The following is a 19,732-nucleotide window of genomic DNA, read 5'->3' as shown; positions in this document are numbered from 1 at the left end:
GCCGGTCCTCGTCGGGGTCAGTCCAGGGGGGCGAAGGGGGCGCCGCGGGCCGTGAGCTCGGCCTCGCCGCCGTCGAGGGCCGTGAGCACCCAGATGCCGCGCGCGGTGAGGGCGACGGAGTGCTCCCAGTGCGCCGCGGGCCCGCCGTCGTCGGTGACCACGGTCCAGTCGTCGTCGAGGACGTGGTTGGCCTGGTCGCCGAGGGTGACCATGGGCTCGATCGCCATCGTGGTGCCGACGGGCGTCTGCGGGGTGCGGCCCCGGACGCGGTAGTTGGGGATGTTGGGCGGCAGGTGCATGTGCTCGCCGATGCCGTGCCCCGTGTAGTCCTCGACGATGCCGTAGGCCACGCCGTCGGCCCGGCCGTCGTCGCGGATCGAGTCCTCGATCGCGCCCCCGACGTCGTTCAGGTCCCCACCGGGACGAAGGGCGGCGATCCCGGCCCACAGGGAGCGTCGGGTGATCTCGGACAGGCGCGCCGCGGCCGGGTGCGCCGCGTCGTCCCCGCCGACGACGACGGTGATGGCGCTGTCGCCGTTCCACCCGTCGACCTCGGCACCGCAGTCGATGCTCAGCAGGTCACCCTCGCGCAGCACGCGGTCACCGGGGATCCCGTGGACGATCTCGTCGTTGACCGACGTGCAGAGGGTGTGCGCGTAGCCGGGCACGAGCTGGAAGTTGGGCACTCCCCCGCCGCTGCGGATGAACTCCTCCGCGAGCGCGTCGAGGTGCCCGGTCGTGGTGCCCGCGCGGACCTCCCCCCGCAGCATCTCCAGGGTGCGGCCGGTGAGCAGCCCCGCCACGCGCATGGCCCGGAGCTCGTCCGGGGTGCGCGCGCGGAACCGCTCGCGGCCGAAGAACGACAAGGCTCAGGCGTCGAGGGCGGCGAAGATCCGCCGCGCCACGTCCTCGACCTCGCCCTCGCCGTCGACGGTGACGAGGAGCCCACGGGCCTCGTACGCGTCGGACAGCGGCTCGGTCTCGCGGTGGTAGATGGCCATCCGCTCGCGGATGACGTCCTCGGTGTCGTCGACGCGCCCCTCGAGCTCGGCGCGCTTGAGGAGCCGCTGGACGACGACCTCGTCGTCGACGACGAGCTCGAGCACCTTGTCGATGGAGTGGTCGCTCTTGGCGAGCATGGCGTCCAGGGCGGTCACCTGCGCGGTCGTGCGCGGGTAGCCGTCGAGGAGGAAGCCGGGCTCGGCGTCGGCCTCGTCGAGGCGGGCCTCGACGATCGCGTTGGTGATGTCGTCGGAGACGTAGCCACCCGTCGCGAGGATCTCCTTGACCTGGAGCCCGAGCTCGGTCTCGTTCTTGATGTTGGCCCGGAAGATGTCACCGGTGGAGACAGCCGGGATGCCGTAGTGCTGGGCGATCGCGGTGGCCTGGGTGCCCTTGCCGGCGCCGGGCGGGCCGAGGATGATGAGACGCATCAGCGGAGGAATCCTTCGTAGTGGCGTTGCTGGAGCTGGGACTCGATCTGCTTCACCGTCTCCAGACCGACGCCCACCATGATGAGGATAGACGTACCGCCGAAGGGGAAGTTCTGGTTGGCGCCGACGAGCACGAGGGCGATCAGCGGGATCAACGAGACCAGAGCGAGGTAGATGGCTCCCGGCACGGTGATGCGGGTGAGCACGTACTGGAGGTACTCGGCCGTGGGTCGCCCGGCGCGGATACCGGGGATGAACCCCCCGTACTTCTTCATGTTGTCCGCGACCTCCGTGGGGTTGAAGGTGATCGAGACGTAGAAGAAGGTGAAGAAGAGGATCATCGCGGTGAAGACCGCCATGTAGATGGGGTGGTCACCCCGCACGAGGTAGGTGTTGATCCAGTCCACCCACCCGGGGTTGTTGCCCGCCGGGTCGGTCTGGAACTGGGCGATCATCTGCGGCAGCGCGAGCATGGAGCTGGCGAAGATGACCGGGATGACGTTGGCCATGTTGACCTTGATCGGGATGTACGTGGAGGTCCCGCCGTACATCTGGCGCCCGACCATCTTCTTCGCGTACTGCACCGGGATGCGGCGCTGGCTCTGCTCGACGAAGACGACCGCGGCGATGATCACCAGGCCGATGGCGATGACGAGGAAGAAGATGTCCCAGCGGCCGTCCTTCTGCTGGATGGCCCACAGGGAGCCGGGGAAGGTCGCGGTGATCGAGGTGAAGATCAGCAGGGACATGCCGTTGCCGACACCCTTGTCCGTGACGAGCTCGCCGAGCCACATGATCAGGCCCGTGCCGGCGGTCATCGTCAGCACCATGAGGATGATCGAGAACATCGACTCGCGGTAGAGGATCGGTCCGCAGTCCGCGTTGTTGAACAGGCTCGCGGGGTTGCGCGCGAAGGTGATGAAGGTGGCCGACTGCAGGACGGCCAGCGCGATGGTCAGGTACCGCGTGTACTGCGTCATCTTCGCCTGGCCCTGCTGCCCCTCCTTCTTCAGCTGCTCGAAGCGGGGGATGACGACCGTCAGCAGCTGCACGATGATGCTCGCCGTGATGTACGGCATGATCCCGAGCGCGAAGATCGACAGCTGCAGGAGGGCACCCCCGCTGAAGAGGTTGGCCATGCCGAGGAAGTTGTTGCTGGCGTCGTCCCGGGCGCCGGCGATGCACGCCTGCACGGCCGTGTAGTTCACGTTCGGCGTCGGCACGTGGGAGCCGAGGCGGAAGAGCACGATGATGCCCAACGTGAAGAGCAGCTTGCGCCGCAGGTCGGGCGTCTTGAACGCCCGGGTGAAGACGGAGAGCACGTGGGTTCCTCCAGGGACGGTGCCGTGGGTGCAGTGGGTGTGCTGCGGGCAGGTGGCCACCGGCGGCGGCGCAACCTGTCAGACGATACCTGCCGCGTCCGGGAGGCCGCGACATGACCCGCTCGCCCGGGTGCGCCGGCACGGGTCAAGAAGACGCGTCGAGGCCGCCCCGAGCACGGGGCGGCCTCACGCGGGACCGAAGGGGGTCAGCGAGCGGTGATGCTGCCGCCGGCCGCCTCGATCTTGTCCTTGGCACTCGCGGAGAAGGCGTCGACCGTGAGGTCGACCTTCACCGTGATGTCGCCGGAGCCGAGCACCTTGACGAGGTGGCCGTCGCGGACGGCCCCCTTCGCCACGAGCTCCTCGACGCCCACGCTGCCGCCCTCGGGGAAGAGCGCGGAGATGCGGTCGAGGTTCACGACCTGGTACTCGGTCTTGAACGGGTTCTTGAAGCCACGGAGCTTGGGCAGACGCATGTGCAGCGGCGTCTGACCACCCTCGAAGCGCTCCGGCACCTGGTACCGGGCCTTGGTGCCCTTGGTACCGCGACCGGCCGTCTTGCCCTTGGAGCCCTCACCGCGACCCACACGGGTCTTCGCGGTCTTGGCACCGGGGGCGGGACGAAGGTGGTGCACCTTCAGCGCGTGGGTGGAACCCTGCTCCGGGTTCGGGGTGGCCTTGGAGTCAGCCATGATCAGTCAACCTCCTCGACGGTCACCAGGTGGCGAACCGTCTGGACCATGCCACGGATCTCCGGGCGGTCCTCCTTGACGACGACGTCGCCGATGCGCTTCAGACCGAGGCTGCGCAGGGTGTCGCGCTGGTTCTGCTTGCCACCGATCTCGGAACGGGTCTGGGTCACCTTCAGACGTGCCATCATGCACCCGCCTTCGCCTTGTCGGCGGCCTCGGCGCGACCAGCGGCCTGGGCACGCAGCATGGCTGCCGGGGCGACCTGGTCCAGGGGCAGACCGCGGCGAGCCGCGACGGCCTCCGGACGCTCGAGACCCTTCAGGGCCGCGACCGCCGCGTGGACGATGTTGATCGCGTTGTCCGAGCCGAGGCTCTTGGACAGCACGTCGTGGATGCCGGCGCACTCGAGCACGGCGCGCACCGGACCACCGGCGATGACACCGGTACCCGGGGAGGCCGGACGGAGCATGACGACACCGGCCGCGGCCTCACCCTGGACGGGGTGAGGGATGGTGCCCTGGATGCGCGGGACGGTGAAGAAGCTCTTCTTCGCCTCCTCGACACCCTTGGCGATCGCCGCGGGCACCTCCTTGGCCTTGCCGTAGCCGACACCCACGGTGCCGTCGCCGTCACCGACGACGACCAGGGCGGTGAAGCTGAAGCGACGACCACCCTTGACGACCTTGGAGACACGGTTGATGGTCACGACGCGCTCGAGGAACTGGCTCTCGGTGCGGTCGCGGCCACCGTCACGACGGTCGCGGCCACCGCCACGGTTGTCACGACGGTCGTTGCTGGAGCGCTCGTTGGTGCCTGCGGCGGCACCGGCGCCTCGACGCTGGGGTCCGGGCATCAGATGTTCCTCTTCTCGACGTTCTGGGCCTGCATCACAGGGTCAGACCCCCTTCGCGGGCGCCGTCCGCGATGGCGGCGACGCGACCGTGGTAGCGGTTGCCACCGCGGTCGAAGACGACGGCCTCGACGCCAGCGGACTTCGCGCGCTCGGCGACGAGCTCACCGACCTTCTTGGCCCGCTCGGTCTTGTCGGCATCGAGGGCGCGAACGTCGGCCTCCATGGTCGACGCGGACGCGACGGTCTTGCCGACGGTGTCGTCGACGACCTGGACGAAGACGTGGCGGCTGCTGCGCGTCACGACCAGACGGGGGCGCGTGGCGGTCCCGCTGACCTTCTTGCGCAGGCGCAGGTGGCGACGGCCACGAGCAGCGCTCTTGCCCTTGGCACGCTTGATGATCTTGGCCATGGCTTACTTACCAGCCTTTCCGACCTTGCGACGGATGTGCTCGCCCTCGTACCGGACACCCTTGCCCTTGTACGGGTCGGGACGGCGGAGCTTGCGGATGACGGCAGCGGTCTCGCCGACGAGCTGCTTGTCGATGCCCTGCACGCTGAAGCGCGTCGGGTTCTCGACGTTGAAGCTGATGCCCTCGGGGGCCTCGATCGTGATCGGGTGGCTGTAGCCCAGAGCGAACTCCAGGGAACCGCCCTTGTTGACCACGCGGTAACCGGTGCCGTGGATCTCGAGCTTCTTCTCGTAGCCCTCGGTGACACCGATGACCATGTTGTGGATGAGGCTGCGGGTCAGGCCGTGCAGCGAACGCGACTCGCGCTCGTCGTTCGGGCGGCTGACCTCGACGCCGGCCTCGGTCTTCTCGACCGTGATCGGCTCGGTCACGTTGACCTGCAGCTCGCCCTTGGGGCCCTTGACCTTGACGGTCTGGCCCTCGATGGCGATGTCGACACCGCTGGGGATGGCGACCGGGAGTCGTCCAATACGCGACATGTCTGCTTCCCCTTACCAGACGTAGGCGAGGACTTCCCCACCCACACCCTTGGTTGCGGCCTGCTTGTCGGTGAGGAGGCCGGAGGACGTGGAGATGATCGCCACGCCCAGGCCGCCGAGCACCTTCGGCAGGTTGGTGGACTTCGCGTACACGCGCAGACCGGGCTTGGACACCCGGCGCACGCCCGCGATGGAGCGCTCACGGTTGGGGCCGTACTTGAGGGAGACGGTCAGCGTCTTGCCGACGGTCGCCTCCTCGACGGTCCAACCCGCGATGAAACCCTCCGCCTGGAGGATCTCCGCGATGTGCGACTTGAGCTTGGAGTACGGCATGGAGACCTCGTCGTGGTGCGCCGAGTTGGCGTTCCGGACGCGGGTCAGCATGTCCGCAATCGGGTCGGTCATGGTCATGGGCTCTGCCTGCCCTCTCTCATCGCGGTTTCCCTCCGGGGACCGGAGCGACCTTCGATGTAGAACGGTTCGTGGGGGGTGGTGCGACCTGGGGTCGCAGTGGGCCGGCCGGGGTCGGTCGGCCCGGGTGGGTCACCAGCTGGACTTGGTCACGCCGGGGAGCTCGCCGCGGTGCGCCATCTCACGAAGGCACACACGGCACAGGCCGAACTTGCGGTAGACCGAGTGCGGCCGGCCGCAGCGCTGGCACCGCGTGTAACCGCGGACCTTGAACTTCGGCTTCTTGTTCGCCTTGTTGATCAGGGCGGTCTTCGCCATGTCAGTTCTCCTTGAAGGGGAAGCCCAGCTGCTTGAGCAGCGCGCGGCCCTCGTCGTCGTTCGTCGCGGTGGTGACCACCGTGATGTCCATGCCCCGGACGCGGTCGATCTTGTCCTGGTCGATCTCGTGGAACATGGACTGCTCGGTGAGACCGAAGGTGTAGTTGCCGTTGCCGTCGAACTGCTTGGGGTTCAGGCCACGGAAGTCACGGATGCGCGGGAGCGCGATCGCCGTGAGGCGGTCGAGGAACTCCCACATGCGGGCGCCGCGCAGCGTGACGTGCGCACCGATCGGCATGCCCTCGCGGAGCTTGAACTGCGCGATGGACTTGCGGGCCTTGGTCACCTGCGGCTTCTGACCGGTGATGGCGGTCAGGTCGCGGATGGCGCCCTCGATCAGCTTGCTGTCCTTGGCGGCGTCGCCGACGCCCATGTTGACGACGACCTTGACGACGCGGGGAACCTGCATCGCGTTGCCGTAGCCGAACTGCTCCTGGAGGGCCGGCACGACCTGGTCGGCGTACTTGCCCTTGAGGCGCGGGGCCTCGACGGCCTGGGTCTCGATGGTGTCAGTCATCTCAGAGGTCCTTGCCCGAGCGGCCCGCGACGCGGGTGCGGCTCGCCTTGGTGCGACCGTCACGCTCGACGGTCTCGACGCGGGTCCTGATGCGGGTCGGCTTGTTGTCCTCGGGGTCGACGACGGCCACGTTGCTCACGTGGATCGGCGCCTCGGAGACGACCAGGCCACCGGCCTGGCCACCCATGCCGGCCTTGGTGTGGCGGGTGACCCGCTGGACACCCTCGACCACGACGCGCTGGGTCTCGGTGTCGACCGAGATGACCTTGCCCTGCAGGCCCTTGTCCTTGCCGGACAGGACCTGGACGAGGTCGCCCTTCTTGATCTTGAGCTTTGCCATGATCAGATCACCTCCGGTGCGAGCGAGACGATCTTCATGAACTTCTTGTCGCGCAGCTCGCGACCGACCGGGCCGAAGATGCGCGTCCCGCGCGGCTCGCCGTCGGCCTTGAGGATGACGGCGGCGTTCTCGTCGAACTTGATGTAGGAACCGTCGTTGCGGCGACGCTCCTTGGTGGTACGAACGATGACCGCCTTGACGACGTCACCCTTCTTGACATTGCCACCGGGGATGGCGTCCTTGACGGTGGCGACGATCGTGTCGCCGATGCCGGCGTACCGGCGACCGGAGCCGCCGAGCACACGGATGCACAGGATCTCCTTGGCACCGGTGTTGTCGGCGACGCGAAGTCGCGACTCCTGCTGGATCACTTCTCACTCCTGTCGTCGTGCTGGTTCTCGCCGCGGCGAGCCTGGCCGAACTGATGTGGTCTTCGTCCGGGCGAAGGGGGCGTGTGCCCCCTTCGCGTCCGGGGTGGCCTTACTTGGCCTTTTCGAGGATCTCGACGATGCGCCAGCGCTTGGTGGCGGACAGCGGTCGGGTCTCCATGATGACGACGTGGTCGCCGACGCCGGCGCTGTTCTGCTCGTCGTGCGCCTTGACCTTGGAGGTCTTGCGCATGACCTTGCCGTACAGCGCGTGCTTGACGCGGTCCTCGACCTCGACGACAACGGTCTTGTCCATCTTGTCGGAGACGACGTAGCCGCGGCGCGTCTTGCGGTCGTTTCGCACGGTGGAGCTCACGGGTCCTTTCACGTTTTCGCTCACTTGGACCCACCGATCCCGAGCTCGCGCTCGCGCATCTCGGTGTAGATCCGAGCGATGTCCTTGCGGACCGCGCGGAGGCGGCCATGGTTGTCCAGCTGGCCGGTGGCCGACTGGAAACGGAGGTTGAAGAGCTCCTCCTTGGCCTTGCGCAGCTCGTCGACCAGACGCTCGTCGGTCAGCTCACGCAGGTCCGTGGGGGTCAGGTCCTTCGATCCGACTGCCATCAGATGTCACCACCCTCACGCGCGACGAAGCGGCACTTCATCGGCAGCTTGTGCATCGCCAGGCGCATGGCCTCGCGAGCGGTCTCCTCGTCCACGCCGGAGATCTCGAACATGATCCGGCCCGGCTTGACGTTGGCGACCCACCACTCGGGCGAGCCCTTGCCGGAACCCATGCGGGTCTCAGCCGGCTTCTTGGTGAGCGGACGGTCCGGGTAGATGTTGATCCAGACCTTGCCACCACGCTTCATGTAGCGCGTCATGGCGATACGAGCGGCCTCGATCTGCCGGTTGGTGACGTACGCCGGCGAGAGCGCCTGGAGACCGTAGTCACCGAAGGAGACGGCCGTGCCGCCCTTCGCCATGCCGGAGCGCTTGGGGTGGTGCTGCTTGCGGTGCTTGACCCGTCGGGGGATCAACATCTCAGGACTCTCCCTCGGTCTTGGCCGGAGCCTCGGCGGCGGGAGCCTCAGCGGGGGCGGCCTGGGCCTGACCCTCGTTGCGGTCGCCACCGCGACGGGCGCGGGCGGGGCGGTCGTCGCGGTCGCGACGCGGGCCACGACCACGGGGAGCTGCGGTCGCCTGCTGCGCCGCGAACTCCTTCTCGGTCATGTCGCCCTTGTAGATCCAGACCTTGACGCCGATGCGGCCGAAGGTCGTGCGGGCCTCGTAGAAGCCGTAGTCGATGTTCGCGCGGAGGGTGTGCAGCGGCACGCGACCCTCGCGGTAGAACTCGGAGCGGGACATCTCGGCACCACCGAGGCGGCCGGAGCACTGGATCCGGATTCCCTTGGCACCGGCGCGGAGGGAGGACTGCATCCCCTTGCGCATGGCGCGACGGAAGGTGACGCGAGCAGCGAGCTGCTCGGCGATGCCCTGGGCGACGAGCTGGGCCTCGATCTCGGGGTTCTTGACCTCGAGGATGTTCAGCTGGACCTGCTTGCCGGTGAGCTTCTCGAGCTCGCCGCGGATGCGGTCGGCCTCGGCGCCACGGCGACCGATGACGATGCCCGGGCGCGCGGTGTGGATGTCCACACGCACGCGGTCACGGGTGCGCTCGATCTCGACGCGGGCGATGCCGGCGCGCTCCATGCCCGTGGACATGAGCTTGCGGATCGCGACGTCTTCCTTGACGTAGTCGCGGTAGCGCTGGCCCTCCTTGTTGGAGTCGGCGAACCAGCGGCTCTTGTGGTCGGTGGTGATGCCCAGACGGAAGCCGTGCGGGTTGATCTTCTGACCCATCAGCGGGTCCCTCCCTTCGCGGCCTTCTCAGGCTTGCTCGTCACGAGGACGGTGATGTGGCTGGTGCGCTTGTTGATCCGGCCGGCGCGGCCCTGGGCCCGCGGACGGAAACGCTTCATCGTCGGGCCCTCGTCGACGAAGGCCGAGGAGATGACGAGGTTGCGCTCGTCGAAGGGCTCCCCCGCCTCGTCGGCCTTGACGCGCAGGTTGGCGATGGCGCTCTGCAGGACCTTGAGGGTCGGCTCGGACGCGGTCTGCGGCGCGAACTGCAGGGTCGCGATCGCGGTCATGGCGTCCTTGCCGCGAATCATGTCCACGACACGACGCGCCTTCTGCGGCGTCACGCGGACGTGACGCGCGGAGGCACGGGCGAACAGCGTCTCCCGCTCGGTGGTCTCGGTGGCAGGCATCAGCGACGACGTCCCTTCTTGTCGTCCTTCACGTGACCGCGGAAGGTGCGGGTCGGTGCGAACTCGCCGAGCTTGTGGCCGACCATCGCCTCGGTGACGAACACCGGGACGTGCTTGCGGCCGTCGTGCACGGCGAAGGTGTGGCCGAGCATGTCCGGCGAGATCACCGAACGGCGCGACCAGGTCTTGATGACGTTCTTGGTGCCCGCTTCGTTCTGGACGTCGACCTTCTTCTGAAGGTGGTCGTCGATGAAGGGGCCCTTCTTCAAACTACGAGGCATGTCCAAAGGCTCCTATCAGCGCTTCTTGCCGGTGCGGCGGCGACGGACGATGAGCTTGTCGCTCGCCTTGCCGGGACGCCGGGTACGGCCCTCGGGCTTACCCCAGGGCGAGACGGGGTGACGGCCACCGGAAGTACGGCCCTCGCCACCACCGTGCGGGTGGTCGACCGGGTTCATGACGACACCACGGACGGTCGGGCGCTTGCCCTTCCACCGCATGCGGCCGGCCTTGCCCCAGTTGATGTTCGACTGCTCGGCGTTGCCGACCTCACCGACGGTGGCGCGGCAGCGCACGTCGACGCGACGGACCTCACCGGAGGGCATGCGCAGCGTGGCGTACGGCCCTTCCTTGGCGAGCAGCTGGATGCTGACACCCGCGGAGCGGGCCAGCTTGGCACCGCCACCCGGACGCAGCTCCACGGCGTGGATCGTCGTGCCGTTGGGGATGTTGCGCAGCGGCAGGTTGTTGCCCACCTTGATGTCGGCGGACGGACCGTTCTCGATGACCGTGCCCTGCGCGAGCTTGTTCGGCGCCAGGATGTAGCGCTTCTCGCCGTCGGCGTAGTGCAGCAGCGCGATGCGGGCGGTGCGGTTGGGGTCGTACTCGATGTGAGCGACCTTGGCCGGCACGCCGTCCTTGTCGTGGCGACGGAAGTCGATGACGCGGTAGGCACGCTTGTGGCCACCACCGATGTGACGGGTGGTGATGCGGCCGGTGGAGTTGCGGCCACCGGTCTTGCTCAGCGGACGGACCAGCGACTTCTCAGGCGTGGAGCGCGTGACCTCGACGAAGTCGGCGACAGAGCTGCCGCGACGACCCGGGGTGGTCGGCTTGTACTTACGGATACCCATTGGTTCTTCCTTGTCCTCTCCGTCAGCCCTGGCCGCCGAAGATGTCGATCGTGCCCTCGCGGAGGGTGACGATCGCGCGCTTCGTGTCCTTGCGCTTACCGGTGCCGAACCGGGTGCGTCGGGCCTTGCCGACTCGGTTCATGGTGTGCACGGAGTCGACCTTGACGCCGAAGATCTGCTCGACGGCGATCTTGATCTCGGTCTTGTTGGACCGCGGGTCGACGATGAAGGTGTACTTGCCCTCGTCGAGGAGACCGTAGGACTTCTCCGAGACGACGGGACGGATCAGGATGTCGCGCGGGTCCTTGATCTGGGACGCGCTCGTGATGGACTCGCTCACTTGTCCGTCTCCTCTGCGTTCTTGGGCGCGGGCCCGGCGAGGAAGGCCTCGAGAGCCGCCTGGGTGAAGACGACGTCGTCGGAGCACAGCACGTCGTAGGTGTTGAGCTGGTCGGCCGCGAGCACGTGGACGTCCACGAGGTTGCGGACCGACTTCCACGCCGCGTCGTTGCCGCGCTCGATGACGACGAGCAGGTTCTTGCGCTCGCTCAGGCCACCGAGGATCGCGGCGACGCTCTTGGTGGAGGGGGTCTCCCCCTCGAGGAGCGCGCTCAGCACGTGGATGCGGCCGTGGCGCGCCCGGTCGGAGAGGGCACCGCGCAGGGCGGCGGCCTTCATCTTCTTGGGGGTGCGCTGGCTGTACTCACGCGGCTGCGGGCCGTGGACGACGCCACCGCCGGCGAACTGCGGGGCGCGGGTCGAGCCCTGACGGGCCCGGCCGGTGCCCTTCTGCCGGTACGGCTTGCGGCCACCACCGCGCACCTCGGCGCGGGTCTTGGTCGAGTGCGTGCCCTGGCGCGCTGCGGCGAGCTGGGCGACGACGACCTGGTGGATGAGCGGGACGTTGACCTGCACGTCGAAGATCTCGGCGGGCAGCTCCACGGTCCCGGCAGCGGTTCCGGCCGGGTTGATGATGTCGATGCTCGGCACGTCAGGCTCCCTTCACCGAGGTGCGGACGAGGACGACGCCACCGCGGGGGCCGGGGACGGCGCCCTTGACGAGCAGCAGGCCCTTCTCGGCGTCCACGGCGTGGATCGTCAGGTTCTGGGTGGTCTGGCGCACGCCGCCCATGCGGCCGGCCATGCGCATCCCCTTGAAGACGCGACCCGGGGTGGCGCAGCCACCGATCGAGCCGGGCTTGCGGTGGTTGCGGTGGGCACCGTGGGAGGCGCTGACGCCGGCGAAGCCGTGACGCTTCATGACGCCGGCGAAGCCCTTGCCCTTGGTGGTGCCGGTGACGTCGATGGCCTGCCCGTTCTCGAACAGCTCGACCGTCACCTCCTGGCCGAGGGTGTACTCGGCGGCGTCGGCGGTGCGCAGCTCGATGAGGTGGCGGCGCGGGGTGGCGCCGGCCTTGGCGAAGTGGCCGCTCGTGGGCTGGTTCACCTTGCGGGGGTCGATGGCGCCGTAGGCGATCTGCACGGCGTCGTACCCGTCGGTCTCGACATTGCGGACCTGGGTGACGACGCACGGGCCGGCCTGGATGACGGTGACCGGGACGAGGCGGTTCTCCTCGTCCCAGACCTGCGTCATGCCGAGCTTCTCGCCGAGCACGCCCTTGACGGTCTTGGTGGCAGTGGTGGTCATGTCTCGTCTTCCCCGGATCAGAGCTTGATCTCGATGTTGACGTCAGCCGGGAGGTCGAGACGCATCAGCGAGTCGACGGCCTTGGGCGTCGGGTCGATGATGTCGATGAGGCGCTTGTGGGTGCGCATCTCGAAGTGCTCGCGGCTGTCCTTGTACTTGTGCGGCGAACGGATGACGCAGAACACGTTCTTCTCCGTCGGCAGCGGCACGGGGCCGACCACCGTTGCGCCGGCACGGGTCACGGTGTCGACGATCTTTCGCGCCGAGTTGTCGATGACCTCGTGGTCATACGACTTCAACCGGATGCGGATCTTCTGTCCCGCCATCTGTGTGTCCGTCTCTCTCTCGCCGTCGTGCTGTGGTCTGTGTGGGCCCGGCCCGGTCTCCGACCCCCGCGGTCGGGTGTGTCGCACCCGCTCCGCAGCGCGACGACATGCCGAAGGGCAGATCGTGCGCCTGGTCGTCGACCCGGACGAACCGGATCGTGCTCTGGCTCCGATGTGTCGCCCCGCTGCGCGGTGCGATGCGTTGTCATCGGGCTGGCGATGACGCCGGCGACCACAGCACAGGGCTGGTCGCGGCACCACCGCTCAACAAGCAACCTGACAAGTGTGCCAGAGGCGGCGCGCCTGATCCAAATCGGAGGCGAAGGGGGTTACTCCGGGCGGTCCCGGTCGGCGAGGTCGGCGGCCGAACGACCCTGGTCGTGCAGGCCCTCGATACGCAGCGAACGGGCCTCCTCGACGATCTCGCCCTGGGCCTCGGCGGCCGCATCGGACTTCGTCGTGTCGCGCAACGGGAGCGGCAGCTCGTCCTCGGCGGGCAGACCCGCCTGCAGCTGCCGGGAGCGCTCGATCTCGGAGTCGAGCTCGGCACCCAGGAGCAGGACGTTGTTGATGATCCACAGCCACAGGAGTGTGACGATCACGCCGGCGAGCGACCCGTAGGTCTTGTTGTACGAGCCGAAGTTGGAGACGTAGAAGCCGAAGACGACCGAGGCGAGGATCGCGACGACGATCGCCACCGCTGCGCCCGGGCTGAGCCAGCGGAACTTGGGCTGACGGACATTTGGGGTCGCCCAGTAGAGCAGGCCGACCATGAAGACCACGACGAGCAGGATGACCGGCCACTTGGCGATGTTCCAGGCCATCACCGCCGCGTCGCCGAGGCCGATCGTGTCGCCGATGACGCGGGCGAGGTCGCCGCTCACCGCGACCGAGAGGATGATCGCGGCCGCGAGCACGAGGAGCACGGCGGTGACGACGAGCTGCATCGGGCGCAGCTTGATGAACTTGCGGCCCTCCGGCACCTCGTAGATCTTGTTGAGTGCCCGGCCGAAGGCCCCGACGTAGCCGGAGGCCGACCACAACGCACCGGCCAGACCCACGACGAGGCCGAGCCCGGCTGCGGACGACGTGACCATCTGCTCCAGCGGCCCCTCGAGCGTGTCGCTCACGCTGCCGGTGCCGAGCTGGTCGAGCACGTCGAGGATCGTCGTCTTGGTCTGCTCGGGCTCCCCCACCAGACCGAGGATGGAGACCAGCGCGAGGAGCGCGGGGAAGATCGAGAGCACGGAGAAGTAGGTCAGCGCCGCCGCGAGGTCCGTGCACCCGTCGGCGCTGAACTCCTTGAGGGCCCGCTTGGCGGCGAAGCGCCAGCTGCGTCCCTTGAGCTCGCGCAGGGACGGCTTGACGTCCTCGTCGAACCCGTCGTGCTCGGTGCGCCTGTCGGCGCCTGTGGTCTCGGCGGTGGCCATGGCGCGGCCTCTCCGTGCTCGGGTACAGCGGTCGACCCAACCCTAGGCCGAAGGGAGCGTCTCCGCCCTCCCGACACGACGGCACGGCCGAGGCACGACGCAGGGCCCGCCTTCCCCTGACGGGGAGACGGGCCCTGCGTGGTCGCTGACCGGGGTCAGCCCAGGATCACTTGAGGATCTTGGTGACGCGACCGGCGCCGACGGTGCGGCCACCCTCGCGGATGTTGAACTTCAGGCCCTCCTCCATGGCGATCGGCTGGATGAGCTCGACCTTCATGTCGGTGTTGTCACCGGGCATGACCATCTCGGTGCCCTCGGGCAGGGAGACGACGCCGGTGACGTCGGTGGTCCGGAAGTAGAACTGCGGACGGTAGGAGTCGTAGAACGGCGTGTGCCGGCCACCCTCCTCCTTCGACAGGATGTAGACCTGCGCCTCGAACTCGGTGTGCGGGGTGATCGAGCCCGGCTTGCAGATGACCTGCCCGCGCTCGACGTCCTCGCGCTTGGTGCCGCGGAGGAGCAGACCGACGTTCTCGCCCGCGCGCCCCTCGTCGAGGAGCTTGCGGAACATCTCGATGCCGGTGACGGTCGTGGTCGTCTTCTCCTCGCGGATACCGACGATCTCGACCTCCTCGTTGACGTTGAGGATGCCGCGCTCGATGCGACCGGTGACGACGGTGCCACGACCGGTGATCGTGAAGACGTCCTCGACGGGCATCATGAACGGCTTGTCGAGGTCACGCTCCGGCTCGGGGATGTAGGAGTCGACAGCGTCCATGAGCTCCATGATCGACTCGCCCCACGTGGCGTCGCCCTCGAGCGCCTTGAGCGCCGAGACCTTGACGACCGGGACGTCGTCGCCCGGGAACTCGTAGGAGGACAGCAGCTCGCGGACCTCCATCTCGACGAGCTCCAGGATCTCCTCGTCGTCGACCATGTCGGCCTTGTTGAGCGCCACGACGATGTAGGGGACGCCGACCTGGCGGGCCAGGAGGACGTGCTCCTTCGTCTGCGGCATGGGGCCGTCGGTGGCGGCGACCACGAGGATCGCGCCGTCCATCTGAGCCGCACCGGTGATCATGTTCTTGACGTAGTCGGCGTGACCCGGGCAGTCGACGTGCGCGTAGTGACGCGACTCCGTCTGGTACTCGATGTGCGAGATCGAGATGGTGATACCGCGCTGCTTCTCCTCAGGAGCCTTGTCGATCGTGTCGAACGCCGATGCCTCGTTGAGGTCGGGGAGCTTGTCGTGCAGCACGCGGGAGATCGCGGCCGTCAGCGTCGTCTTGCCATGGTCGATGTGACCGATGGTGCCGATGTTGACGTGCGGCTTGCTCCGCTCGAACTTTGCCTTCGCCACTGTGTTGTCCTCCTCAGGACGTCTTCTTTGGTTACGCCTTATCCCGGCAGGGTGGCGTCGATTGGGGGTGTGTGTGGATGTTCCGCGTCGGGATCCCGGTAATGCTACCGGTCACTCGCCTCGGGTCTTCTTGATGATCTCCTCGGCAACGGCCTTGGGGACCTCTGCGTACGAGTCGAACTCCATCGAGTAGTTCGCCCGGCCCTGGGTCTTCGACCGCAGGTCGCCGACGTAGCCGAACATCTCGGACAGGGGGACCAGGCCGGTGACCACCTTGGCGCCGCTGACGTCCTCCATGGACTGGATCTGGCCACGGCGCGAGTTGATGTCGCCGATGACATCACCCATGTAGTCCTCGGGGGTGCGCACCTCGACCTTCATCATCGGCTCCATGAGCACCGGGTCGGCCTTGCGGGCGGCCTCCTTGAAGGCCATCGAGCCGGCGATCTTGAAGGCCATCTCCGAGGAGTCGACGTCGTGGTAGGCGCCGTCGATCAGGGTGGCCTTGACACCGACGACCGGGTACCCGGCGAGGACGCCGTACTGCATCGCGTCCTGGATGCCGGCGTCGACGCTCGGGATGTACTCGCGCGGGATGCGACCACCGGTGACGGCGTTCTTGAACTCGTACATCTCACCCTCGTTCTCCTCGTCCGTGACGAGGGGCTCGAAGGTGATCTGCACCTTGGCGAACTGGCCGGACCCACCGGTCTGCTTCTTGTGCGTGTAGTCGTACTTCTCGACCGCGCGACGGATGGTCTCGCGGTAGGCCACCTGCGGCTTGCCGATGTTGGCCTCGACCTTGAACTCGCGCCGCATCCGGTCGACGAAGACGTCGAGGTGGAGCTCGCCCATGCCGGCGATGATCGTCTGGCCCGTCTCCTCGTCGAGGGAGACCTGGAAGGTCGGGTCCTCGGCGACGAGACGCTGGATCGCGGAGCCGAGCTTCTCCTGGTCGCCCTTGGTCTTGGGCTCGATGGCCACCTGGATGACCGGGGCGGGGAAGGACATCGACTCGAGGATGACCGGCGCCTGGATGTCGCTCAGGGTGTCACCCGTGGTGGTCTCCTTCAGACCGATCACGGCGTAGATGTGGCCCGCCATCGCCTCGTCGACCGGGTTCTCCTTGTTGGCGTGCATCTGGAAGAGCTTGCCGATGCGCTCCTTCTTGCCCTTGGTCGAGTTGATGACCTGGGTGCCCGGGACGAGCTTGCCCGAGTACACGCGGATGAAGGTCAGCGTGCCGAAGAAGGGGTGCGCCGCGATCTTGAAGGCGAGCGCCGAGAAGGGCTCGTCGACGCTCGGCCGGCGCAGCACGACCTCGTCCTCGTTACCGGGGGCGTGGCCCTCCATGGCGGCGACGTCGAGGGGGCTGGGCAGGTAGTCGCGCACGGCGTCGAGCACCGGCTGGACGCCACGGTTCTTGAACGCCGAGCCGCAGAAGATCGGGTACAGCTCCGAGTTGACCGTGAGCTTGCGGATGCCCGCCTTGAGCTCCTCGTCGGTCAGCTCCTCGCCACCGAGGTACTTCTCCATGAGCTCGTCGTCAGCCTCGGCGACGCGCTCGACGATGTGGTTGCGGTACTCCTCCGCCTTGGCCTGCAGGTCCGCCGGGATCTCCTGGGTCTCGTACGAGGCACCCAGGGTGACGTCACCCTTGGCGTCGCCGGGCCACACGAGCGCCTTCATCTTGATCAGGTCGACGACGCCGACGAAGTCGTTCTCGGCGCCGATCGGCAGCTGCATGACGAGCGGCTCCGCACCGAGGCGGTCCTTGATCGTCTGCACGGTGAAGTAGAAGTCCGCGCCGAGCTTGTCCATCTTGTTGACGAACGCGATGCGGGGGACGTCGTACTTGTCGGCCTGGCGCCAGACGGTCTCGGACTGGGGCTCGACCCCTTCCTTGCCGTCGAAGACCGCGACCGCGCCGTCGAGCACGCGCAGCGACCGCTCGACCTCGACGGTGAAGTCGACGTGGCCGGGGGTGTCGATGATGTTGATCTGGGTGTCGTCCCAGAAGGAGGTGACCGCGGCGGACGTGATGGTGATGCCGCGCTCCTTCTCCTGCTCCATCCAGTCCGTGGTGGAGGCACCGTCGTGCGTCTCGCCCAGCTTGTGGTTGACGCCGGTGTAGAAAAGGATGCGCTCAGTCGTCGTCGTCTTGCCGGCGTCGATGTGCGCCATGATGCCGATGTTGCGGACCTTGGTCAGGTCCGTCAGGACGTCCTGTGCCACTCGTTATCTCATCTCGCTCGTTGCGGTCGTGTCTGCCCGTGCGGGCTGGTGGTCGGGGCCGACGGGTGCCGGCCCCGACCTGCTGTCACCAGCGGTAGTGCGCGAAGGCCTTGTTGGACTCGGCCATCTTGTGGGTGTCCTCGCGACGCTTCACCGCGGCACCGAGGCCGTTGCTGGCGTCCAGGATCTCGTTCATGAGGCGCTCGGTCATCGTCTTCTCGCGACGCTGACGGGCGTAGCCGACGAGCCAGCGCAGCGACAGGGTCGTGGCGCGGCCGGGCTTGACCTCGATCGGGACCTGGTAGGTCGCGCCACCGACACGGCGGGACTTGACCTCCAAGGAGGGCTTGACGTTGTCGAGCGCGCGCTTGAGCGTCTGGACCGGGTCGGTGCCGGTCTTCTCACGGCAACCCTCGAGGGCGTCGTACACGATCGACTCGGCGATGGACTTCTTGCCGTCGAGGAGGATCTTGTTGACCAGCTGGGTCACCAGCGGGGACTGGAAGACCGGGTCGACGACGAGCGGGCGCTTCGGGGCGGGACCCTTGCGAGGCATTACTTCTTCTCCTTCTTGGCGCCGTAACGGCTGCGGGCCTGCTGACGACCCTTGACGCCCTGGGTGTCGAGGGACCCGCGGACGATCTTGTAACGGACACCGGGGAGGTCCTTCACTCGGCCACCGCGCACGAGCACGATGGAGTGCTCCTGCAGGTTGTGACCGACACCCGGGATGTAGGCGGTGACCTCGATGCCGCTCGTCAGGCGCACGCGGGCGACCTTGCGAAGGGCAGAGTTCGGCTTCTTGGGGGTGGTGGTGTACACACGCGTGCACACGCCACGGCGCTGCGGCGAGCCCTTGAGGGCGGGCGTGGCGGCCTTGGACGGCTTGTCCTGCCGACCCTTGCGCACCAGCTGGTTGATGGTAGGCAACCTGATCTCCGTACGTTGGTGATGTTGTCTGCGCCGACCGGGTGGACCCGGGCGACGCTCCTTGGATGCCATCCACGACCCCCGCACTCGGGTGTGTCGTCGATGGTGCTCTTCCCTGCACTCCCCACCGCGGTCCGGATGGACCACGCCCGGGCGCCCGGCAAGAGGGCGGAGGCGGTCGTCACCGACCGCTCCCGGCGCGCTTCACGGCACAGCCGTGCCACGCACGCTGATCAACGATACCGGCGGGTCCCGAGCGCCACAAATCCGATCCGGCCGCGCCCCGCCGCGGGATGTCAGCCGAGACGGTCGAAGGAGGGCGCGTAGCGGAACTCGCCGGCCATCTGCGGCCGCCAGGCGCGCAGCGTCAGCGCCTGGAAGTACTGCTCCTCCCACGGCTCCGGGGACCCGATGCCGTGCCCGGCGGCCGGGACGAAGCCGAAGAAGCCGTAGTACCCCGGGTCCCCCAGGAGCACGATGACCGGGACCGCGATCCGCTCGGCGCTGGCGACGACGGCCATGACGAGCGCGGCGCCGATCCCCTGCCCCTGCAGGTCGGGACGGACCGAGAGGGGCCCCAGCGCGACGGAGGGTGACCCACCCAGCGCGGCCCGGCTGCACACGACGTGCCCGACCACCCCGCCGTCCAGCTCGGCGACGAAGGTCAGCTCGTCGAGGACCGAGCCGTCGGCGCGCAGGCCGCGCAGCAGCTCGCGCTCGATGGTCTCCCTTCGTCCGTGCGGGATGCCGAAGGCCGCGTCGTGGAGGAGCTCCGTCGGGAGGGCGTCGGCCGGGGTCTCCCGGCGGATCACCAGGTCGTCGCGCATCAGTACCGGTCCGTGATCCAGTGGCTGTTGCCGCTGACGAAGGCGGCGACGTAGACCGCCGCGACCAGGAGCAGCACGACCGTCACGATCGTCGCGTCGCTGCGTGAGCGGCGGGTGAAGGTGACGACGGCGGCGCCGGCCAGGGCGAGGCCGAGCAGCTTGCTCACTCCCCCGGGCTTGACCAGGAGCACGAGGGCGCCCACCACGAGCACGGCCCCCAGACCCCAGCGGGCCGCGGTGGCGCGCACCGACATCGGGTGGCGGCGGTCGGGTTCGGTCATGCGCTCATCCTCCCCCACGGCACTGC

Annotated in this window: 31 protein-coding genes; all 31 read right to left on the bottom strand. The window is 68.0% G+C overall.

All coding sequences use genetic code 11. The features are described from left to right. Positions 1-17: 17 nt before the first annotated feature. The 31 genes from map to ABC138_RS06180 all read right to left on the bottom strand — a co-directional run bounded on the left by map (position 18) and on the right by ABC138_RS06180 (position 19,706). Positions 18-866: a type I methionyl aminopeptidase gene (gene map, locus ABC138_RS06330; RefSeq protein WP_082807616.1), complete on the bottom strand. Its 849-nt coding sequence runs from the start codon at positions 864-866 to the stop codon at positions 18-20. 3 nt (positions 867-869) lie between these two features. Further along, a complete protein-coding gene (locus tag ABC138_RS06325; protein WP_338538648.1) occupies positions 870-1,433 on the bottom strand; it encodes an adenylate kinase in 564 nt (187 codons plus the stop codon). Then, a complete protein-coding gene (secY, locus tag ABC138_RS06320) occupies positions 1,433-2,755 on the bottom strand; it encodes a preprotein translocase subunit SecY (RefSeq protein ID WP_068326002.1) in 1,323 nt (440 codons plus the stop codon). The genes ABC138_RS06325 and secY overlap by 1 nt, the downstream gene beginning before the upstream one ends. Positions 2,756-2,961: 206 nt before the next feature. Then, positions 2,962-3,447, bottom strand: a complete 486-nt coding sequence (gene rplO / locus ABC138_RS06315; protein WP_068326004.1) for a 50S ribosomal protein L15 — start codon at positions 3,445-3,447, stop codon at positions 2,962-2,964. A 2-nt stretch (positions 3,448-3,449) separates the two neighbouring features. After that, entirely contained in the window at positions 3,450-3,632 is a 183-nt protein-coding gene (rpmD, locus tag ABC138_RS06310) for a 50S ribosomal protein L30 (RefSeq protein WP_007924709.1), read from the bottom strand. Next, on the bottom strand, positions 3,632-4,300 hold the full coding sequence (gene rpsE, locus ABC138_RS06305) for a 30S ribosomal protein S5 (RefSeq protein ID WP_068326006.1): 669 nt from the start codon (positions 4,298-4,300) through the stop codon (positions 3,632-3,634). The genes rpmD and rpsE overlap by 1 nt, the downstream gene beginning before the upstream one ends. Before the next feature lie 34 nt (positions 4,301-4,334). Beyond that, positions 4,335-4,709 carry a 50S ribosomal protein L18 gene (rplR, locus tag ABC138_RS06300; RefSeq protein ID WP_068326019.1) on the bottom strand — a complete coding sequence of 125 codons (375 nt, stop codon included), beginning with the start codon at positions 4,707-4,709 and terminating at the stop codon, positions 4,335-4,337. A gap of 3 nt (positions 4,710-4,712) precedes the next feature. After that, a complete protein-coding gene (gene rplF / locus ABC138_RS06295) occupies positions 4,713-5,249 on the bottom strand; it encodes a 50S ribosomal protein L6 (protein ID WP_068326022.1) in 537 nt (178 codons plus the stop codon). 12 nt (positions 5,250-5,261) lie between these two features. After that, on the bottom strand, positions 5,262-5,660 hold the full coding sequence (rpsH, locus tag ABC138_RS06290) for a 30S ribosomal protein S8 (RefSeq protein ID WP_068326025.1): 399 nt from the start codon (positions 5,658-5,660) through the stop codon (positions 5,262-5,264). 132 nt (positions 5,661-5,792) lie between these two features. Continuing rightward, positions 5,793-5,978 (bottom strand): type Z 30S ribosomal protein S14, encoded by a 186-nt coding sequence (locus ABC138_RS06285; RefSeq protein ID WP_007924699.1) that lies wholly within the window; start codon positions 5,976-5,978, stop codon positions 5,793-5,795. Position 5,979: 1 nt separating this feature from the next. Further along, positions 5,980-6,555: a 50S ribosomal protein L5 gene (gene rplE / locus ABC138_RS06280; protein WP_068326028.1), complete on the bottom strand. Its 576-nt coding sequence runs from the start codon at positions 6,553-6,555 to the stop codon at positions 5,980-5,982. A gap of 1 nt (position 6,556) precedes the next feature. After that, entirely contained in the window at positions 6,557-6,895 is a 339-nt protein-coding gene (gene rplX, locus ABC138_RS06275) for a 50S ribosomal protein L24 (protein WP_068326030.1), read from the bottom strand. 2 nt (positions 6,896-6,897) lie between these two features. Continuing rightward, positions 6,898-7,266, bottom strand: a complete 369-nt coding sequence (rplN, locus tag ABC138_RS06270) for a 50S ribosomal protein L14 (RefSeq protein ID WP_007924689.1) — start codon at positions 7,264-7,266, stop codon at positions 6,898-6,900. A gap of 109 nt (positions 7,267-7,375) precedes the next feature. Continuing rightward, positions 7,376-7,639 (bottom strand): 30S ribosomal protein S17, encoded by a 264-nt coding sequence (gene rpsQ / locus ABC138_RS06265; protein ID WP_255218309.1) that lies wholly within the window; start codon positions 7,637-7,639, stop codon positions 7,376-7,378. Between the two features lie 20 nt (positions 7,640-7,659). Further along, a complete protein-coding gene (gene rpmC, locus ABC138_RS06260; protein WP_068326035.1) occupies positions 7,660-7,887 on the bottom strand; it encodes a 50S ribosomal protein L29 in 228 nt (75 codons plus the stop codon). Next, positions 7,887-8,306, bottom strand: coding sequence for a 50S ribosomal protein L16 (gene rplP, locus ABC138_RS06255; protein ID WP_068425495.1), 420 nt, complete (start codon positions 8,304-8,306; stop codon positions 7,887-7,889). Before rplP ends, rpmC begins: the two co-directional genes overlap by 1 nt. A gap of 1 nt (position 8,307) precedes the next feature. Next, a complete protein-coding gene (rpsC, locus tag ABC138_RS06250) occupies positions 8,308-9,126 on the bottom strand; it encodes a 30S ribosomal protein S3 (RefSeq protein WP_068326042.1) in 819 nt (272 codons plus the stop codon). Next, entirely contained in the window at positions 9,126-9,536 is a 411-nt protein-coding gene (rplV, locus tag ABC138_RS06245; protein WP_345913057.1) for a 50S ribosomal protein L22, read from the bottom strand. The genes rpsC and rplV overlap by 1 nt, the downstream gene beginning before the upstream one ends. Next, positions 9,536-9,817, bottom strand: coding sequence for a 30S ribosomal protein S19 (rpsS, locus tag ABC138_RS06240; protein WP_007924678.1), 282 nt, complete (start codon positions 9,815-9,817; stop codon positions 9,536-9,538). Before rpsS ends, rplV begins: the two co-directional genes overlap by 1 nt. Before the next feature lie 15 nt (positions 9,818-9,832). Then, the gene (rplB, locus tag ABC138_RS06235; protein ID WP_068326045.1) at positions 9,833-10,669 is read right to left on the bottom strand and encodes a 50S ribosomal protein L2; all 837 of its coding nucleotides are present in this window, start codon (positions 10,667-10,669) and stop codon (positions 9,833-9,835) included. 22 nt (positions 10,670-10,691) lie between these two features. After that, positions 10,692-11,009: a 50S ribosomal protein L23 gene (rplW, locus tag ABC138_RS06230; RefSeq protein ID WP_281178012.1), complete on the bottom strand. Its 318-nt coding sequence runs from the start codon at positions 11,007-11,009 to the stop codon at positions 10,692-10,694. Continuing rightward, a complete protein-coding gene (gene rplD, locus ABC138_RS06225; protein WP_068326048.1) occupies positions 11,006-11,659 on the bottom strand; it encodes a 50S ribosomal protein L4 in 654 nt (217 codons plus the stop codon). Before rplD ends, rplW begins: the two co-directional genes overlap by 4 nt. 1 nt (position 11,660) lies before the next feature. Then, positions 11,661-12,317 (bottom strand): 50S ribosomal protein L3, encoded by a 657-nt coding sequence (gene rplC, locus ABC138_RS06220; protein WP_068326054.1) that lies wholly within the window; start codon positions 12,315-12,317, stop codon positions 11,661-11,663. Between the two features lie 17 nt (positions 12,318-12,334). Continuing rightward, positions 12,335-12,643 carry a 30S ribosomal protein S10 gene (gene rpsJ / locus ABC138_RS06215; RefSeq protein WP_007924661.1) on the bottom strand — a complete coding sequence of 103 codons (309 nt, stop codon included), beginning with the start codon at positions 12,641-12,643 and terminating at the stop codon, positions 12,335-12,337. 329 nt (positions 12,644-12,972) lie between these two features. Beyond that, the gene (locus ABC138_RS06210; protein WP_068326057.1) at positions 12,973-14,073 is read right to left on the bottom strand and encodes a YihY/virulence factor BrkB family protein; all 1,101 of its coding nucleotides are present in this window, start codon (positions 14,071-14,073) and stop codon (positions 12,973-12,975) included. Positions 14,074-14,239: 166 nt separating this feature from the next. Continuing rightward, complete coding sequence (gene tuf / locus ABC138_RS06205) at positions 14,240-15,433, bottom strand: elongation factor Tu (RefSeq protein ID WP_068326060.1); 1,194 nt, start codon at positions 15,431-15,433, stop codon at positions 14,240-14,242. A 111-nt stretch (positions 15,434-15,544) separates the two neighbouring features. Further along, entirely contained in the window at positions 15,545-17,668 is a 2,124-nt protein-coding gene (gene fusA, locus ABC138_RS06200; protein WP_068326066.1) for an elongation factor G, read from the bottom strand. A gap of 85 nt (positions 17,669-17,753) precedes the next feature. Then, complete coding sequence (rpsG, locus tag ABC138_RS06195) at positions 17,754-18,224, bottom strand: 30S ribosomal protein S7 (protein WP_068326069.1); 471 nt, start codon at positions 18,222-18,224, stop codon at positions 17,754-17,756. Further along, entirely contained in the window at positions 18,224-18,598 is a 375-nt protein-coding gene (rpsL, locus tag ABC138_RS06190) for a 30S ribosomal protein S12 (RefSeq protein WP_007930014.1), read from the bottom strand. The genes rpsG and rpsL overlap by 1 nt, the downstream gene beginning before the upstream one ends. A 296-nt stretch (positions 18,599-18,894) precedes the next feature. Then, complete coding sequence (locus ABC138_RS06185; protein WP_345913054.1) at positions 18,895-19,425, bottom strand: N-acetyltransferase; 531 nt, start codon at positions 19,423-19,425, stop codon at positions 18,895-18,897. Continuing rightward, entirely contained in the window at positions 19,425-19,706 is a 282-nt protein-coding gene (locus tag ABC138_RS06180; protein ID WP_068425511.1) for a hypothetical protein, read from the bottom strand. The genes ABC138_RS06185 and ABC138_RS06180 overlap by 1 nt, the downstream gene beginning before the upstream one ends. Positions 19,707-19,732 lie beyond the last annotated feature (26 nt).

The sequence above is a fragment of the Janibacter sp. LM genome, assembly GCF_039631275.1.
GTDB classification, from domain to species: Bacteria; Actinomycetota; Actinomycetes; order Actinomycetales; family Dermatophilaceae; genus Janibacter; species Janibacter terrae.
Note: the sequence above shows the minus strand (reverse complement) of the source record. Positions and strands in the feature narration are given on the sequence as shown.

Excerpts from the sequence above, each read along its gene's own strand:
- ABC138_RS06325 (WP_338538648.1), bottom strand. The coding sequence starts at position 1,433 with ATGCGTCTCATCATCCTCGGCCCGCCCGGCGCCGGCAAGGGCACCCAG.
- rplO (WP_068326004.1), bottom strand. The coding sequence starts at position 3,447 with ATGGCTGACTCCAAGGCCACCCCGAACCCGGAGCAGGGTTCCACCCAC.
- rpmD (WP_007924709.1), bottom strand. The coding sequence starts at position 3,632 with ATGGCACGTCTGAAGGTGACCCAGACCCGTTCCGAGATCGGTGGCAAG.
- rpsE (WP_068326006.1), bottom strand. The coding sequence starts at position 4,300 with ATGCCCGGACCCCAGCGTCGAGGCGCCGGTGCCGCCGCAGGCACCAAC.
- rplR (WP_068326019.1), bottom strand. The coding sequence starts at position 4,709 with ATGGCCAAGATCATCAAGCGTGCCAAGGGCAAGAGCGCTGCTCGTGGC.
- rplF (WP_068326022.1), bottom strand. The coding sequence starts at position 5,249 with ATGTCGCGTATTGGACGACTCCCGGTCGCCATCCCCAGCGGTGTCGAC.
- rpsH (WP_068326025.1), bottom strand. The coding sequence starts at position 5,660 with ATGACCATGACCGACCCGATTGCGGACATGCTGACCCGCGTCCGGAAC.
- ABC138_RS06285 (WP_007924699.1), bottom strand. The coding sequence starts at position 5,978 with ATGGCGAAGACCGCCCTGATCAACAAGGCGAACAAGAAGCCGAAGTTC.
- rplE (WP_068326028.1), bottom strand. The coding sequence starts at position 6,555 with ATGACTGACACCATCGAGACCCAGGCCGTCGAGGCCCCGCGCCTCAAG.
- rplX (WP_068326030.1), bottom strand. The coding sequence starts at position 6,895 with ATGGCAAAGCTCAAGATCAAGAAGGGCGACCTCGTCCAGGTCCTGTCC.
- rpmC (WP_068326035.1), bottom strand. The coding sequence starts at position 7,887 with ATGGCAGTCGGATCGAAGGACCTGACCCCCACGGACCTGCGTGAGCTG.
- rplP (WP_068425495.1), bottom strand. The coding sequence starts at position 8,306 with ATGTTGATCCCCCGACGGGTCAAGCACCGCAAGCAGCACCACCCCAAG.
- rpsC (WP_068326042.1), bottom strand. The coding sequence starts at position 9,126 with ATGGGTCAGAAGATCAACCCGCACGGCTTCCGTCTGGGCATCACCACC.
- rplV (WP_345913057.1), bottom strand. The coding sequence starts at position 9,536 with ATGCCTGCCACCGAGACCACCGAGCGGGAGACGCTGTTCGCCCGTGCC.
- rpsS (WP_007924678.1), bottom strand. The coding sequence starts at position 9,817 with ATGCCTCGTAGTTTGAAGAAGGGCCCCTTCATCGACGACCACCTTCAG.
- rplB (WP_068326045.1), bottom strand. The coding sequence starts at position 10,669 with ATGGGTATCCGTAAGTACAAGCCGACCACCCCGGGTCGTCGCGGCAGC.
- rplC (WP_068326054.1), bottom strand. The coding sequence starts at position 12,317 with ATGACCACCACTGCCACCAAGACCGTCAAGGGCGTGCTCGGCGAGAAG.
- rpsJ (WP_007924661.1), bottom strand. The coding sequence starts at position 12,643 with ATGGCGGGACAGAAGATCCGCATCCGGTTGAAGTCGTATGACCACGAG.
- ABC138_RS06210 (WP_068326057.1), bottom strand. The coding sequence starts at position 14,073 with ATGGCCACCGCCGAGACCACAGGCGCCGACAGGCGCACCGAGCACGAC.
- rpsG (WP_068326069.1), bottom strand. The coding sequence starts at position 18,224 with ATGCCTCGCAAGGGTCCCGCCCCGAAGCGCCCGCTCGTCGTCGACCCG.
- ABC138_RS06185 (WP_345913054.1), bottom strand. The coding sequence starts at position 19,425 with ATGCGCGACGACCTGGTGATCCGCCGGGAGACCCCGGCCGACGCCCTC.
- ABC138_RS06180 (WP_068425511.1), bottom strand. The coding sequence starts at position 19,706 with ATGACCGAACCCGACCGCCGCCACCCGATGTCGGTGCGCGCCACCGCG.